This is a genomic window from Geomonas paludis, from assembly GCF_014193585.1.
In the GTDB taxonomy this organism is placed as follows: domain Bacteria; phylum Desulfobacterota; class Desulfuromonadia; order Geobacterales; family Geobacteraceae; genus Geomonas; species Geomonas paludis.
On the sequence record NZ_BLXY01000002.1, the window covers coordinates 963879 to 979689 of the forward strand.

A 15811-nucleotide genomic window follows, 5' to 3' on the forward strand; every position below is an offset into this window, starting at 1 on the left:
ATGGGCGTCCCCCTATCAGAAACCTGCCCCTCAGGCCTCTGCGCCTTTTCTCGGTAGGACGTTATCTGATCGTGGCCAAGGTGAAATCGGCAATGAACCCCGGCTTCATGACATCGGGCTCCTGCCGGTTATTGGTCAGTCTCTTGACCCGGCGATTCACGTACAAGTTAAGGTTGGCCACCGTGACCACCCCCTCATTGTTCACATCGGCCTTGCCGCTCAACCCTTCCAGTAGCGCCTTGGTAAAGGCGCCATTGTTCCAGGCCTCGTCTTCGTAGGAAAACTGGGAACCCGAGGATGAGGCGAACACCACGACCCCCCTCTCGGCCGAACCGAGTTCATTGCCGACCCTGGTCATATCCCATCCGGTCCTGATGCCACCGGCAAGGCTGCCGCTGTGGCAGGTATCGAGGAAGATCACTGCCTTCCCCTTCAGGATGCTCAAGGTGTTCCTGATGTCCGAAAAGACCAGCCCGGTGTAGTCAAGCTCGTCCAGGTCCGTATCCGCAGGCAGGAAGTAGTAGAAGCCGGCCGCATCGTTCACCCCGTGACCCGCCAGAAAGATCATTCCCACATCGTTGGCGGTGACCTCCTTCTTCAACCAGGCCAGCCCGCTGATGATCTCCCGCTTGGTCCCGTTCGGGAGCATCTTGACCTGCACCTCGCGGTACAACCTCCCTGCCTGCGTCTTCTGCGCCGCGGCAAAATCCTCCGCATCCTTGGCGGCAAACCGCAGGTTGAGCCCCTTGTCGCGATAGTCGCTGACCCCGACCGCCAGGAGAAAGAGCCGGGACTGTGGCTGACGTTTGGCCGCCGGTTCGCCCTTCAGAGCGATGACCGCCCGAGGCACAGGTTCCGATTCCTTTCCCCGCCAGTTCACCCGCACAGACCCCGGTACCGATGGCGCATGGCGATTTTCGGCAATGATGCTGACCACGCAGTCGCGGCTGGGGATAGCGATGGTCACGGTCTGTTCCGCTTCGCCGGCGGCAGCGGGGAACACGGTGACCGGCCTGCCGTCCACCATGACCCGGATGCTGGTGGCCGGTGCGTCGGTCGGGGCGCGGACGGTGTAATGGATGGCCAGCGTACTTTCGACGGCAATGACGTTGTCGTCAGGGGCGGTGATCGCCACCACCGGCGGCAGGAACCGGGAGATGGCAGCCTCCTTCCGTGCCCCTCCGCGGGCCGCATCGGCCAGGCGCACCGCCTCGTCTTCGTCGCCCGTCCCTACGATCCTGGCGATGATATCGGGACGGTACCGGGTCTCCCTGAAGCGCGAAGCCGGATAAAAGTCGGCCGCTGCATCCTTGCCCCTGTTCAGATGCCAGCCAATCAGTTCTTCCCCCCCCAGAGAGGCGTCGTAGTACCCTGAGGCGGTCCAGAGGATCCAGCGTTTCCTGTCGGCGTGGGGGAAAAAGGCCAGCAGCTCCTTGCCGTCGCGGTAGCGATACCAGCGGATGGTGCCGTCGCCGCAGGCGACCACGGCCAGATTTCCCTTCCGGTCAATATTGACGGCCCAGGCATCGCCGGGAACGGGGACACTCCACTGTTCACCCCCGCGTTTATCGAATCGGCGCAGTGCCCAACTGGTACCGAGCAGGAACGACTCCCGGTCCGGGGCAATGGCCAGGGACCGGGAGAGCTCGAATTGGTCCAGCGGGAGCGGCGAGCCGGAAAGGGCGGGTTCCGGGGTGTTCTTCCAGCGAGTGATCGGTAGGGAAGAGGTGTCCGGCGGGGTGAGCCCGCTCCGGGCGGAGTCGAGGCTCAGAGAACGGTCCGCGAGGGAGAAGGTCCCCCGTTCCGTGCCGTATTCCTTATAGCCGAACTGAATGGTACCCCCGTCTTCCGAGAGGAGCAGATCCCTCGACGTCCCCCGGAAGTCCGCCAGTTCCGGCAGAATCAGCAGTCGCCGGACGCCATCCGCCCCCAACACACCAATGGTAGGATCGGCGGCGCCATAGGCGAGTCCTCCGTCGGGCAGGGGCGCCAGAGCCGTAATCACGTTGGAGACGCCGGACTCCCGATCACGGTATGCCCCCTTTCCGCCTCCTGGCCAGCTGCGGATACAGACACTGCCATCAACAAGCAGCCTCCCCCCGCCGTATAGGGTGCGTCCGTCTGCTGACCAGGCAACCGAAGCAAAAGCGCCGTTCGCCCCTCCGGTATCCGCAGCGTTGACCAGCCCCAGGTCCGACGATGCGAGGACACTGACAGCGGCGGTGTCATCGAAACAGACCGCAATTTGGGCCCCATCGGGGGAAAACCGGACCGAAAAGGGTCGCTCCCCCCCCGGCACCTTCCTGATAATCATCGGAGTCGCGGCAACCGCCCCCCCTTCACCTTTGCCCCAGGACGTGGTGTCATACACCCGCACCATGCCATCGTAACAGGCAGTCACCAGCCGGTTCCCGTCTGGAGAGAAGTGAGCGCCGTATGCAGGTCTGTCGTAGGCGACATCCCTGGCTGTCAGGCGTAGCCCCACGGAAGAGGCTCGCCCCCCATCACCGGCAGGAGACACGGTAAAAATGCGGACGCCGCCATCACCCAGTGTCGCCGCAAGAAAACGGCCATCGGGTGAAAAGGCCAGTTGCAGGATCACGTTGCCCAGCCCCCCGGCTCTTCCCACCAGGCGACCGTCGGTGCGGGAGAAAAGGTAGACGGTATGGCCGGTAGTGCTGCCAGCTTCCGTCCATCCCCCAGCGGCCACCAAGGCGCCATCGGGGGTGATGGCAACGCTGTACAGCTTCCCTTCTTTTCCCGGAGCGATGGGGGGGCGAAGGATGCGGGCCGGTTGCAGTTGCGGTCCGGGCGATCCGCCGGACTCTTTGCCGATGCTGGCCAGATCCCAGACCCGCACGGTCTTGTCGTTGGACGCCGATACAAGCCAGCGGCCTCCCTTGTCCACGTCGATCCGGTTGATCATCTCCATATGCATCCCGGTTTCGACACGCAGCATCGGTTCGGTGGTCGGAACAGGCGCGGCTCGTCCCGCCAGGGGGCAACTGCAGACCAGCAGGAGCATGGTGATCAGGGAGACAGCAAAACGCTTCATGGAACATCCTTTGGGGTTATGTAGAATCGACATGATGATTTGCAATTGTTCCCCATATGGTGAGGATTACGTTTTGAGAGGCATAAAACGGGCGGCGGGGCATCAGCGGATACCGCTGTCGCCGCTGGTTGGCATCAGGTTAGTGTCAATACTGTTGCTTCAGGCATGCAGTTCAGCCTGACCGGCGCAAGTAGACATCCCACGCCCCGGGAAACGTAAGTCTGTCGTTCTTCGTCTCGAACCAGACCTTGACGATATTTCTGTCCGAATTTCGAAGGGATGACAGGCTGACCAATAAACGGTACTACAACTTGACCGCCATGGGTATGACCTGACAACACTAAATCAATGCGCTCTTTTGAAAGAGAAATGTCATCGTTGATATCTGGGTTGTGGCTTAGAAGAATCTTGATCGAATCTCTGTTTATTCCCTCGCATGCTGCCGAAAGGGAGCAGCTTGATTCCCAATAATCGTCGACACCGAGAAGGTGAAAGGACGCTCCTGACTTTTTAAGCTCGACATTGGTGTTCCTAAGCCAGGTCACGCCAACTCGCTTGCTGAGCGTGTCACAAATCGCCTTAACCGACGCCGACCCGCTCCAGAAGTCGTGATTTCCTAAAACTCCATAAATCCCCATAGGCGCTTTCAACTGTGAGAGGGCGATTGCGCAGCGTTCTAAATATTGGAGTTTAAACTCTCCGATGGAACCTGAAAGGAATTTGGTGGAACCGGAGATGAAATCGCCGGTGAGGACAATAATGTCAGGGCGTTCCGACATCACTAAGTCGGCAGCGGCCTTTATCAAATCTTTAGATACGATGAATGATGAATGAAAGTCTGTCAGGAGGCCAATCTTCATTCCTTGAAGCGGAGCTGGCAGCTGCTTGATTCTTACCGGAACCCGGACAAGTTCAACCTGTGCACCGGTCGAATTGAAATAGCCCTTTCCAAGCGTTGCGACAATTAGGCCTCGAAATGAATATTTTAGAAAGTCACGTCGGTTCAAATTATTCTCTTTCCTTTTCGGCCAACGGCTCGGCCTTGACCGGTGGAGCACCAGGCTCCTTTCAGCTTTCCGCAAACTCTCAGGGATTGCGAAGTCCTGGTCTACGCGCTTGATTGGGACACCTTCTTCTAGTTATCAATTTATCAATGCCAGGTTCGGCAGTTTCCTGGTTGTCCCGACCTCATGACTCTGGATCAAACCCGAATACTCGAAGCTCCTGATCACAGCGACACGCTCTCGCGATACGTGCGGCCCATGCGATGGCCTCCCTTCTTGAAGGCAGCTCAAGTACAGTGAAACCACCATTGAGCTGAGGCGCCCATGGGTAGCCTCCCTCAGCGACTGAACCATTGGCCGAAACAAGAACGGGCGGTACTGTTTCATCAATACCACCGCCGAAAACGTAGACGCCCGCCTCCTTCGCCTCGCGCATTACGGCATGAGCATCTCGACCAACCGCCTCCCGCTCACTGTCGGGTACATTCATTGCGACACTGGGAAATGAAATTAGATATTTTGCCATGATCTTCTTTGTTCAAGAACGGTTAGTTGATACAGGTCATGCCCAACGGCTCGCCGCTGAGCCGTGAGCGTCAGCAGTCGGCTCCAGTGGCGTGTTGGCGGTCACTCCTCCCAGACAGATTCATCCTCTGCAAACTGCGCGAGAAGTTCTGAACGCCTTTTCAGAAGATCTCCCAGCATTGGCCAGTCTTTTGGAGTACCGATCTTAATGGCTGGGTGAGATTCGCCTCGCAACAGGTACCCTGAAACTTCTCCCCATACTTCTGCAAACCTTCGCATCGCTTCTCTTGGATGCTTTACCATCTCAGCTGAAATATAGTCTGTCGGCAAGTCTCCGGTGATGGCCCACCACCCAACCCAACCTGGGCTTTTCTTGCTTTCTATTGCCCAGATCGCAACGTATGGCGGAACATGCCATGCTGGCCACTCTCCAATCTCTCCGTGGTCAACGTTTTGCTCTTTCAGGTACTCCTCAACCCGGGAACGTTGCTCTGCACACCACCGTTCCTCAATCTCTGGATTTTCATAATCTTCAGTCATGATTTTCCTTCTCGCCAACGTGGCCGGCCTTGACCCGCCCGCCCGGCCTTCTCGGGCGGTCGGCGTCTAAGGACGTGGTTAGATTCCTTTGTCTCGCCTCATTCGATTAACAGCCTTCGTTGGTTCATCATCGTATGGTGCGCGTCGCAAGACTTCGGCAATCTCCTCCCTCAAACGAGCAGCCATTTTTGAACTGATCCTTGTCATCAATTCAATCTGCTTCGGAAAAGCGATTCTCCGGCAGTCTTGATCTTCGATTCGACTTTTTAACTCGTACGCGAAAGCTAAGTTATGTGTTGCGTCTTCGAAGATCCAGTACAGCAACTCGTCGTAGTCATTGGTTGTTTTTCTCTCAAGCTCTTGGCCTCGCTCCACAACTACATAGTGGTATCCAAGCTCGTTCACTTCAATGTGCGGGTACCCGAAGTCTCTCGTTCTGCCATATGTCGGCAGATCATTTGTCGAAGCGCCAATTAGTTTGGCTAGAAGTGTCACTTCAGCCTTTATTTCATTTAGTTTTTTCATCATTGTTCTTCCATCTAACGGTGTGGCCGCTGAGCCGCGAGCGTCAGCGAGACGGCTCCAGTGGCGTGTTGGAACTCCTTCGCATTCTCCAGTATAGGATGGAGAAGATACTGATAGAGTACATCACTAAAGCAACAATAATGAACTTGCCTACGTTGTCGTTATTGAAGCCTTCCCACCCACTGATCGGCTCCGGAATCACATACTCGTAAAGGTACATAGGCCAGAATGTGAGCATGTTTAATATTTCGTGAATGTTCTTGCTTAATTGCTTTATTCCGTTTTTTTCTGCGGCTTCACTTGCCAACACCAAGAGGGCCAGTGTGCCTGGTGGAATAATGATCGAAGCCAATATGATTTTTGCTGTTTTCATAAATTTCATGTTCCAACGAGTCAGAGTTTATGCGGCGCGCAGCCGCCGCGTAAACTTTTGTTGAACGAAGCCGCTGCCTGCTGGCTATCTGGATTTTTAGCACCGGTTTTCTGTTTTTGGCGTGTGGATAATACGGTCTTTATGAGAGGATTTCAATAGCGATTGTGGCAAAGGGATCGGGATCTCTGCCTTTATTGGACCTTCAGGCAATTTCTCCGGCAACTATAAGGACTATTTTTGCCAGTCCGGGCACACCTATAGGGATGCGCCTGGTACTCCACGCGCCGCCCCTTTCGTTTTACCAGCTACCTTCACTCGCCCCTTGGTGGGCTCCTCGATCTGGAAATCCAGCCGACAACAACCATCACGCCTGCGCAGCATGGACATGCCGCTGACGAGCTCTGCGTGCTTACCGGTTCTTCTTCTCTTTCCCTGGGTTGCCTTTGCGCCAACAGCAACTGCAGCCGCTTTAGAGCCCGTCGGTTCGCTGGACTCAACAGACCGTAGTAACGAACCTTGTGGAATCGGGAGGGACGCAGACCTGAGTCCCCAGAATTCCCCGATGAACCTTTCTGCGACCCACCTGCTGCAAGCGAACTACGACATTCGCCTCATCCAGAAACTCCTGGGCCATTCCAGCCTGAAGACGACCATGATCTACACCCACTGCGTCCCCGTCCTGACGCTGCAAGCACCGAAAAGCCCGTTGGATTTTTGATGGCCCGAGCAACAAGGGGCGCGTTTTCTGATTTTACGAGCACGTTTCATGATTTTGTGATCACGTTTCACGATTTTCGAGGGACGTTTTGTGATTTTACGATGGCGTTTCACGATTTTGTCGGGTAGTTTTCCGATTTTGCGATCACGTTTTCTGATTTTAGGGGCACGTTTTGCGATTTCATGGGGACGTTTACTGATTTTGACGCGACGTTTCACCATTTTACCGGCTAATGCTCGCAAACCGCACTGCAAGGGGGGGGAGTTTGGGGGCGAGTGCCACCACCGAACCCGCGGGTAGTCGATGGTGGCACTGGAGAGGAGAGCTAAATCGCCATCATGCTGATGAAGGTGGACCAAGGCCCTGCGTCACGGGCACCAACAGCCCTGATCCTGAAGTAGTAGAGCCGGCCGGGCGTGAGACCGGTTATTTCGATTTTGTTGATCTTGCCCGAGGTCGCATGGTGCCTCCAACTCGCCTCCGCGAGCGGGTCGCCCTCACAGACCCAGATCTCGTAACTCCTGGCACCCTTCACCGCGGACCCGCGGGCGATGATGCTGCGCCCCTCGTACATCATCCTGAAGTTCCCCGGCACCGAGAGGCCCGCAGCGGAGCCCCGTTTACCGGCATTCTGATGCACCAGACCCAGTTTTTGCGGGATGCTCGGGTCGTGCTTGCCGGTGAGGGTCGCCATGCCGGTGACGAGGCTCATCTTGGCGATGTGGTCGTTACGGGCCGCCTCCAGTTCCGGCTCCTTGTCATGGGCGCCGTCCACAACCTGGTGGAAGAGACTGCGGTGCCGGTCACGGGCCTCTTGTAACTTCTCCTGGTTGGGCAAGACATCATAGATGCTTTGCATGATGGAGGGATCCTTGCTCAAGCTGGTGAGGAGATCGTCGGATGCGCGGATGATTTCGTCGTCCTTCCCCCAGCCGTCACGATTTTTACTCATGGCTTTACCTCCGTTTACTGAATTAAAAACCTCCAATACCGTAACATGCAGAACGGTCATTTCAAGAGCAAAACTTAGGGAGGAGAACCGAAAGCAAAATTAACGCAAAGGCGCGAAGGCGCAAAGAACGGCGATAGCTTAAGGATCACATGGCGGGCGTATGGGGAGGGGCGATGACGCTACTGACTGGCGGATGGAAACCCTCACCCCCATCACGCTTTTGAAAACTACATGCACGAAATCACAGTGGCCACGGCGCACGGGAGGCGGTGCTGGGGCGAGTTGACGTAGCGGGCGCAAAAAGAGGGCGAATGATTATTCGCCCCTACGGTGTGAGTGGCAGCGTCCTCAGCGCATCGCGAGGTCACTCAAATCCCCCCTGCCCCCCCTTCGCAAAAGGGGGGGACCTGCGTTCGTCTGAGCACTTGTGGCAACACCTCCGCGTTTCCCGGAATTCCCAAAGGGGGGACGCTAGGGGGCTGGCTCCGCCAGGTGCCTGTCCCCTTTTTGCTTAAGGAAGGCGGCTGAGCTGAAAGGAGCGTGCCGCTAAAGGGACAGGCACCTCACGGAGCCTGTCCCTTCTGCTGTTAGAGCTTGAACTTGCCGACGATGCGCTGCAGTTCGCCGGAGAGCTCGGAGAGACGGGAGGCGGACTGGGCGGAATCCTGGGCGCCGCTGGCGGTCTCCTGGACCACGGCGGTCACCTGCTGGATGTTGTTGGTGATCTCACCGGTGGTGGCGCCCTGCTCCTCGGCGGCGGTGGCAATCTGGCTCACCTGGGCGGTGACGTCGTTCACCTGCTCCAGGATCTTCTTCAGTGCCCCCTCCAACTGCTCGGCCTCGGCGGCGCCCTGCTCGGTGCCGCGCACCCCTTCCTCCATGGAGGTGATGGCATCCCTGGTCTCCTGCTGGATCGCCTTGATCATGTCGCCGATCTCCTTGGTGGCGCGGGTGGTGCGCTCGGCTAAAGCCCGCACTTCGTCGGCGACGACGGCAAAACCCCGCCCCTGCTCGCCGGCGCGGGCGGCCTCGATGGCTGCGTTCAGGGCCAGCAGGTTGGTTTGGTCGGCGATGTCCTCGATAGTCGCCACTATGGCGCCGATCTGCTCGGAGCGCTCGCCGAGTGAGGAGATACGGTCGGCGTTCTGGCGGGTCTGACGGCCGCGGTAGCGGATCCCTTCCACGGTGCTGGAAACGACCTTGAACCCTTCCTGGGTGGTGTCGGCGGCGTGCTGCGCGCTGTCGGCGGCACGGTGACAGTTGCTGGCGATGTCGGCGGCGGTGGCGGCCATCTCCTCGCTGGCGGTGGCCACGGTGGCGGTCTGCCCGGCCACGGACTCGGCGCCCACGGATATGGACATCGAGGTGGAGGTGAGCGCGTTGGATTCGGAGGCAAGCGACCGGGAGGCGGAGGCGATCTGGGAGATGATGCTCCCCATGTTCTCCACGAAGGTGTTGAGCTTCTCGGCCAGAAGCCCGATCTCGTCGCTGCGGTGCCCGACGTCGACCCTCTTGGTCAGATCCCCCTCCCCTTCGGCAAGGTCGGCAACACGGTGACAGAGCACACCCAGCGGGCTCAGCAACCTCATCACGATAAAGAAGATCACGGCGATGCCGCCGGCCAGGAAGATGACGCCGATGATCATGAGCGCCCGCACCTGCTTGTTGACCGGTGCGAAGACGTCGGCCTTGTCGGCGGTGACGCAGATGTACCAGTCCGCGGCGGGGATGCGCGCGTAGGAGGCGATCTTGGCTACGTCCCCCATCTGGTACTCGATGCTCCCGCTGGGAGCGGCCGCAAGTTTCGCGCTCAGGTCGGCCAGCCCGGACGTCACTTCCTGGAACTTCTTCTTGAGCACCAGTTCCTTCTTCGGATGCACCAGGATCTTCCCGGTCTTGTCCATGATGAAGGCGTAGCCGGTGCTGCCGACCTTCACGTTCAACACCTGCTTGATGACGTCGTCGAGCATGATGTCGGAGCTCAAGACGCCGGTAAAGCTCCCGCCGGCCGTGATGGGCGCGATGAAGGAGATGATGGTCTTGCCGGTCTGGGCATCGACGTACGGCTCGGTCTGGGATACCTTCATCTCGGCCTTGGCCTTCTCGTACCACGGCCTCTTGCGGTGGTCCCACCCCGCATCGGGGATCCAGCCGTCGGAGGAGATGAACACGCCGTTCTCGTAACCGGGATAGACGGTGGAGAAGCCGCCGGCATCGGCCAAAAGCTTCACCATGCTCATTTGCTGGTCTTTTGACTGTCCCGGCTCCTTGGATAACTCCTTGGCTCCTGCAGCGATAATGGCCTGTTTGCTCAACAGCCATGAGTTGACGCTGGCGGCGTTGTCGCTGGCAAGGGACTCCTGGGAGGCATGCACCATGGTGCCCATGATCTTGCGCGAACTGCTGGTGGCGGTAACGACCAAGGCAACGATCGCTACGGCAAAAGCGACCACGACGGTAAGATTCACCTTGTTTCTCAGGTTCATAGGCCACCTCTCGTTTTCTTGCTAAAGGGATTTCTCATTCGTATCATTTCGGAACAACCTGCAATGTGCTTGAGGACTTTAAGCGACAAAACAGGCAACATTGGTGCAAAATAATGCATCAGCCGCAGTCTTATTCCTGCCGGTGACGTCAGATGATCTTGCAAGCGGCGAATTTGAAAGATAAGCTGCATCCATGCCATCAGCCAGCTACAGTGAGCGCCACAAACACCGCTATCGGCCCCTGCGCCTTTTCTTTGCCGCCCTCCTCTCCCTGTGCGCCCTATTGGGCGCCAACCCTGTTCACAGCGCCGATGCCACTCCGTCGCTGGTTATCGTCGGCGGCGACCGCAGCTATCCTCCCTATGAGTTCCTGGACAAGGACGACAAGCCTACCGGCTACAACGTGGAACTGACCCGCGCCGTGGCACGGGTGATGGGGCTCAAGGTCGAAATCAGGCTGGGGGCGTGGTCGGAGAGGCGCCAGGACCTGGTCAGAGGGGACGTCGACCTGCTGGAGGGGATGTCCTACTCGGAGGAGCGCGCCAAAAGCGTAGACTTCTCGCCGCCGCACACCATCGTGCACCACTCCATCTTCGCCCGCAAAGGGGGGAACAGGCATCCCACCCTGGCTGACCTGCGCGGCAAGGAGGTCCTGGTGCTCAACGACGGTATCATGCAGGAGTTCCTGGCGGCACAGCGCATCGGCGCCAGGGTCATCCCGGTCCCCACCCATGCCGACGTGCTGCGCGCGCTGGCGTCGGGAAAGCACGACTTTGCGGTCATGGCGAAACTCCCCGGCCTGTACCTGATCCGGGAGCTGGGCCTTTCCAACCTGGAAGCGGTGGGCGACCCGGTATCGGCGCAGCAGTACTGCTTTGCGGTGAAGAAGGGGAACGCGGCGCTGTTGGCGCGTTTCAACGAGGGGCTCGCCATCCTGAAGAACACCGGGGAGTACCAGAGGATCTACAACAGGTGGCTCGGGGTCCTGGAACCGCCGGGGCTGTCCTGGAGCGAGGTGTTCAGGTACGGGGCGGTGGTGGTGCTGCCGCTGATCCTTGTGGCCGGCGGCGCCGTGCTCTGGTCGCGCACCCTGGGGCGCGAGGTGGCGGCGCGTACGGCAGAACTGACCCGCGAGGTGGAGGAGCGCCGCCATGCCGAGGAGGAACTGAGAAACCGGCAGCAGCAGCTGGTCCAGGCCGACAAGATGGCGGCGCTGGGCATCCTGGTCTCCGGCGTGGCGCACGAGATCAACAACCCCAACGGCCTGATCCTATTGAACCTGCCGGTGGTGATGGAGGCGTTCCGGGACGCGGAGCCGATCCTGGAGGAATACTACGAGAAAAACGGCGACTTCGAGTTCGGGGGGCTCGCTTACTCGCGCATGCGCGAAGCGCTTCCCAAGCTGATGCAGCAGATGCAGGAGGGGTCGCGGCGGGTGAAGCTGATCGTCGAGGACTTGAAGGATTTCGCGAGACAGCAGGAGCCGGGACAGGCGGCGGAATTCGACCTCAACGAGACGGTGCAGGCGGCGCTGCGCCTGCTGGCCAACCTGGTGGAGAAGAGCACGGCACATTTCAGCGTGAGCCTCGGGGCCGGCATCCCGATGCTCAACGGCAGCGCCCAGCGCATCGAACAGGTGATCGTGAACTTGCTGGTGAACGCCTGCCAGGCGCTTCCCTCGCCGGAGCGGGGCATCGAGCTTCTCACCTGGTTCGAGGCTGACAGGAGGCAGGTGATCCTCGAGGTGCGGGACCAGGGGACCGGGATCGCGCCGGAGCACCTGCCGCGCCTCACCGATCCTTTCTTCACCACCAAGCGCGACAGCGGCGGCACCGGCCTCGGGCTGTCGGTGTCGAGCGGCATCGTCAAGGAGCACGGCGGCGAGCTCTCCTTCAGCTCCGCCCCCGGCGCAGGCACCACGGCACGGCTCACCTTCACGGTGCCCGACAAGGAGTCGACAGCATGACCACCACCCTCTATCCATCCTTCAGCATCCTGCTGGTGGACGACGAACCGGACTGGCTCTATTCCATGAGCATCACCCTGGAGCGCGCCGGGCTCACCAACATCATCACCTGCGCGGACAGCCGCGAGGCCCTGAAGATGATGACCGAGCACGCGGTGGGCGTGGTGCTGCTCGACCTCACCATGCCGCACCTCTCCGGGGAGGAACTCCTGGAGCGGATCGCGGAGGAGCATCCCGAGGTGACGGTGATCATCGTGAGCGGCCTGAACCAGCTGGAGACCGCGGTGCACTGCATGAGAAGCGGCGCCTTCGACTACTACGTGAAGACCGCCGAGGAGGGTCGCATCGTCAAGGGGGTGAAGCGGGCGGTCCGGGAGAAGGAGCTGCAGCTGGAGAACCGGGAACTGAGAAACCGGTTCCTCTACGACCGGCTGGAGCACCCGGAGGCGTTTCGGGACATCGTGACCGGCGACAAGGGGATGCGTTCCATCTTCCAGTACGTCGAGGCGGTGGCGCTTTCTTCCCAGCCCATCCTGGTGACCGGGGAGAGCGGCGTCGGCAAGGAACTGATCGTTGCCGCCCTGCACCGGCTTTCCGGCAGGAAGGGGGAGCTGGTGGCGGTGAACGTGGCGGGACTGGACGACGCCATGGTTTCGGACACCCTGTTCGGGCACGTGAAGGGGGCCTATACCGGCGCGGGCGAGGCGAGAAAGGGGATGATCGAGCAGGCCGCCGACGGCACCCTGTTCCTGGACGAGATCGGGGACCTGAGCCTTGGCTCCCAGGTGAAGCTGTTGCGGCTCTTGCAGGAGGGTGAATACTATCCGATCGGCAGCGACCGCCCCCGGCGCATCCGGGCGCGGGTGGTGGTGGCGACGCACCAGGACCTGGCGGCGCGGCAGGCGGCGGGGCAGTTCCGGAACGACCTTTACTACCGTCTGCGGGCGCACCACCTGCACGTCCCGCCGTTGAGGAAGAGAAAGGACGACATACCGCTGCTGCTGGACCACTTCCTGGGGCTGGCGGCGCGGGAGTTCGGCAAGAAGAAGCCGACCCTGCCCAAAGAGCTCGCCGTGCTTTTGTCCACCTACGATTTCCCGGGCAACGTGCGCGAGCTGAAGGCGATGGTCTACGACGCGGTCAGCCTGCACCAGGGGGGCGTGCTCTCCATGGAGGCCTTCGTGCGCGCCATCGGGGAGCGGCCGGTGCAGGCGGCCGCGGAGCAGCCGGCGGAGCCTTCGGAGAATCCCTTTTTCGGGGTGGACCGGCTGCCGGGGTTCACCGAGGCGATCGATTTGCTGGTGGCCGAGGCGGTCAGGCGGGCGGAGGGGAACCAGTCCATTGCGGCGCGGCTGCTGGGGGTGTCGCAGCCTACGCTGAGCAAGAGGTTGAAGCAGCAGCGGGGGGAATGATCGCGGAAGGGGGACTGGCTCCGTCAGGTGCCTGTCCCCTTTGATCTCCTCGTCAGGTGCCTGTCCCCTTTGCCTTTGATCTCGTTCCCAAGGTCCACCTTGGGAACGCAAAGCCTCTGCGAAGCTCCAACTTCCATCGGATGCAAAGCTGGAGCTTTGCGCCATATGGGGTTCCCAAGCTGGAGCTTGGGAACCAGGAAAGCTGGCTGAGCTGAAAGAGCGTTCCCAAGCTGGAGCTTGGGAACCAGGGAAATACCGTTGGCAGCTGGCTGAGCTGAAAGAGCGTTCCGCTATAGGGACAGGCACCTGACGGAGCCTGTCCCTTCTGCTCATAGGGGTATTCCCTTGGGCATACTATGACGATTGTCATACATCCCCCTAACTGGCCGTAACTTCGTACCATTCCTCGCTCGATCCTTCCCCCCTATTCCCTGCGGCATACCCCTCATGAGAAGCAGCGACCTCATCACACCACGATAAGCTGCCGATTCCAGGACCTTTCCGGCTCCAGACCCCTCTTGGCATCGCCGATGCTATGTACCGGTCATGGGCGATACTGCGCCCGACCATCTCAGAGGGGAGAATCATCATGTTCTGGCTAGAGTTCACAGTGGTACTGGCAGCTATCTTCGTCGGAGCAAGGCTGGGCGGCATCGGCCTCGGGGTCATGGGGGGCCTGGGTCTCGCCGTGCTCACGTTCCTGTTCCACCTGCAACCGACGGCACCCCCTATCGACGTGATGCTGATGATCGCCGCGGTGGTGACCGCCGCAGGCGTGCTGCAGGCGGCGGGCGGTCTGGACTACCTGGTCTCGCTGGCGGAAAGGATCCTCAGGAACAACCCGGACCGGATCACCTTCCTGGGACCGATGGTCACCTACTTCTTCACCCTCTTCGCGGGGACCGGACACGTGGCCTACTCGGTGCTCCCGGTGATCGCCGAGGTGGCGCGCGAGACCGGCGTCCGCCCGGAGCGCCCCATGTCGATCTCGGTGATCGCCTCGCAGCAGGCCATCACGGCAAGCCCCATCGCGGCGGCGACGGTGGCTCTGCTTGGCCTTCTGGGTGGATCGGCCGCAAAGTTCGGCTTCAACGTGGAACTGATCGACATCCTCAAGGTCTGTATCCCCTCCACCTTCATCGGCGTCATCATCGCCGCCTTCGTCTCCAACAAGATGGGCCGCGACCTGGACAAGGATCCGGAGTACCAGAAACGCCTGCAGGAAGGGCTGGTCCCCCCGCCGCGCAACGCCGGTGCGGACAGCGCCAAGGTGAACGAGGCGATCGCCAATACGCCGGCGAGCGCCAAGGTGGCGGTGGCCCTGTTCCTGGTGGGGACCATCCTGGTGGTCCTCTTCGGCTCCTTCCCGCAGATGCGCCCGGAGTGGAGCGTGGGGAGCGACACCCGCATCAGCCACATCGTGGTGAAGAGCGAGACCGAGGCGAAACAGGTGCTCGCCCAGCTGAAATCAGGCGGCAACTTCTCAGACGTCGCCAAACAATGCTCCGTCGACGCCACTGCGACGACCGGCGGCGACCTCGGCTGGCAGGCCAAAGGGAAGATGATCCCGGAGTTCGAGAAGGCCTGCGCGAAACTGAAGAAGCCGGGCGACCTCACCGAGGTGATCAAGACCCCGTTCGGCTACCACATCGTGAAGTTCGATGACAAGCGCCCCGCCCAGAACAAGGAGAAGATGGGTATGCCGCACGTGATCGAGATCGTCATGCTGACCATCGCGGCGCTCATGCTGCTTCTGTGCAAGGTGAAGGTGTCCCGCGTGGTCGAGGGGAGCGTCTTCATCGCGGGCATCCAGGCGGTCATCGCCATCTTCGGCATCGCCTGGATGGGTGACACCTTCTTCCAGGGGAACATGGAGTTTTTGAGCGGCTCCATCAAGGGGATGGTCACCACCGCCCCGTGGCTCTTCGCCTTCGCCCTGTTCGTCCTCTCCATCCTGCTCTACAGCCAGGCCGCCACGGTCCGGGCGCTCATGCCGCTGGGGATCAGCCTGGGCATACCGGCACCGTTCCTGATCGCCATGTTCCCGGCGGTGAACGGCTACTTCTTCATCCCCAACTACCCGACCGTGGTCGCCGCCATCAACTTCGACCGCACCGGCACCACCGGCATCGGGCGCTACGTGCTGAACCACAGCTTCATGATCCCGGGGCTGGTCGCCACCTTCTCGTCCATCGGCATCGGGTTTCTGCTGGTGAAGCTGATGTTCTAGCCGCTTAAGCTCCCTCCCCATCCCC

11 protein-coding genes and 1 pseudogene are annotated in these 15811 nt (G+C 60.2%); 4 read left to right on the forward strand and 8 right to left on the reverse strand.

Features of this window, described 5'->3' with window-relative positions; genetic code table 11:
• Positions 1-61: 61 nt before the first annotated feature.
• The 6 genes and pseudogenes from H7687_RS09790 to H7687_RS22255 form a co-directional block, all read right to left on the reverse strand.
• Complete coding sequence (locus H7687_RS09790; protein ID WP_183346859.1) at positions 62-3055, reverse strand: caspase family protein; 2994 nt, start codon at positions 3053-3055, stop codon at positions 62-64.
• Between the two features lie 134 nt (positions 3056-3189).
• Positions 3190-4062 carry a metallophosphoesterase gene (locus H7687_RS09795; RefSeq protein ID WP_183346860.1) on the reverse strand — a complete coding sequence of 291 codons (873 nt, stop codon included), beginning with the start codon at positions 4060-4062 and terminating at the stop codon, positions 3190-3192.
• 624 nt (positions 4063-4686) lie between these two features.
• Positions 4687-5124 carry a DUF4826 family protein gene (locus H7687_RS09805; RefSeq protein WP_183346862.1) on the reverse strand — a complete coding sequence of 146 codons (438 nt, stop codon included), beginning with the start codon at positions 5122-5124 and terminating at the stop codon, positions 4687-4689.
• 78 nt (positions 5125-5202) lie between these two features.
• Positions 5203-5652 (reverse strand): Imm63 family immunity protein, encoded by a 450-nt coding sequence (locus tag H7687_RS09810; RefSeq protein ID WP_198424624.1) that lies wholly within the window; start codon positions 5650-5652, stop codon positions 5203-5205.
• Positions 5653-5692: 40 nt separating this feature from the next.
• Positions 5693-6022, reverse strand: coding sequence for a hypothetical protein (locus tag H7687_RS09815; RefSeq protein ID WP_183346863.1), 330 nt, complete (start codon positions 6020-6022; stop codon positions 5693-5695).
• A gap of 311 nt (positions 6023-6333) precedes the next feature.
• A pseudogene (locus H7687_RS22255) lies at positions 6334-6555 on the reverse strand (IS91 family transposase); the annotation flags it as partial.
• Between the two features lie 29 nt (positions 6556-6584).
• On the opposite strand from H7687_RS22255, the gene H7687_RS09820 reads away from it, so the two are divergent.
• A complete protein-coding gene (locus tag H7687_RS09820; RefSeq protein ID WP_183346864.1) occupies positions 6585-6740 on the forward strand; it encodes a tyrosine-type recombinase/integrase in 156 nt (51 codons plus the stop codon).
• Positions 6741-7065: 325 nt separating this feature from the next.
• Here the strand turns inward: H7687_RS09820 and H7687_RS09825 are convergent, their stop codons facing one another.
• Positions 7066-7692 carry a fibronectin type III domain-containing protein gene (locus H7687_RS09825; RefSeq protein ID WP_183346865.1) on the reverse strand — a complete coding sequence of 209 codons (627 nt, stop codon included), beginning with the start codon at positions 7690-7692 and terminating at the stop codon, positions 7066-7068.
• Between the two features lie 587 nt (positions 7693-8279).
• Positions 8280-10178 (reverse strand): methyl-accepting chemotaxis protein, encoded by a 1899-nt coding sequence (locus H7687_RS09830; protein WP_183346866.1) that lies wholly within the window; start codon positions 10176-10178, stop codon positions 8280-8282.
• Between the two features lie 193 nt (positions 10179-10371).
• Between H7687_RS09830 and H7687_RS09835 the strand changes: the two genes are divergently transcribed.
• From H7687_RS09835 to H7687_RS09845, 3 genes are all read left to right on the forward strand, one after another.
• On the forward strand, positions 10372-12144 hold the full coding sequence (locus H7687_RS09835; protein WP_183346867.1) for a transporter substrate-binding domain-containing protein: 1773 nt from the start codon (positions 10372-10374) through the stop codon (positions 12142-12144).
• Positions 12141-13556 (forward strand): sigma-54-dependent transcriptional regulator, encoded by a 1416-nt coding sequence (locus H7687_RS09840; protein ID WP_183346868.1) that lies wholly within the window; start codon positions 12141-12143, stop codon positions 13554-13556. The genes H7687_RS09835 and H7687_RS09840 overlap by 4 nt, the downstream gene beginning before the upstream one ends.
• Positions 13557-14145: 589 nt before the next feature.
• The gene (locus H7687_RS09845; protein WP_183346869.1) at positions 14146-15786 is read left to right on the forward strand and encodes an anaerobic C4-dicarboxylate transporter; all 1641 of its coding nucleotides are present in this window, start codon (positions 14146-14148) and stop codon (positions 15784-15786) included.
• Positions 15787-15811: the final 25 nt, after the last annotated feature.

What these genes read in the sequence shown, in the direction of transcription:
- H7687_RS09820 (WP_183346864.1), top strand. Translation starts at nt 6,585, where the DNA reads ATGAACCTTTCTGCGACCCACCTGCTGCAAGCGAACTACGACATTCGC.
- H7687_RS09835 (WP_183346867.1), top strand. Translation starts at nt 10,372, where the DNA reads ATGCCATCAGCCAGCTACAGTGAGCGCCACAAACACCGCTATCGGCCC.
- H7687_RS09845 (WP_183346869.1), top strand. Translation starts at nt 14,146, where the DNA reads ATGTTCTGGCTAGAGTTCACAGTGGTACTGGCAGCTATCTTCGTCGGA.
- H7687_RS09830 (WP_183346866.1), bottom strand. Translation starts at nt 10,178, where the DNA reads ATGAACCTGAGAAACAAGGTGAATCTTACCGTCGTGGTCGCTTTTGCC.
- H7687_RS09805 (WP_183346862.1), bottom strand. Translation starts at nt 5,124, where the DNA reads ATGACTGAAGATTATGAAAATCCAGAGATTGAGGAACGGTGGTGTGCA.
- H7687_RS09815 (WP_183346863.1), bottom strand. Translation starts at nt 6,022, where the DNA reads ATGAAAACAGCAAAAATCATATTGGCTTCGATCATTATTCCACCAGGC.
- H7687_RS09810 (WP_198424624.1), bottom strand. Translation starts at nt 5,652, where the DNA reads ATGATGAAAAAACTAAATGAAATAAAGGCTGAAGTGACACTTCTAGCC.
- H7687_RS09840 (WP_183346868.1), top strand. Translation starts at nt 12,141, where the DNA reads ATGACCACCACCCTCTATCCATCCTTCAGCATCCTGCTGGTGGACGAC.
- H7687_RS09825 (WP_183346865.1), bottom strand. Translation starts at nt 7,692, where the DNA reads ATGAGTAAAAATCGTGACGGCTGGGGGAAGGACGACGAAATCATCCGC.
- H7687_RS09790 (WP_183346859.1), bottom strand. Translation starts at nt 3,055, where the DNA reads ATGAAGCGTTTTGCTGTCTCCCTGATCACCATGCTCCTGCTGGTCTGC.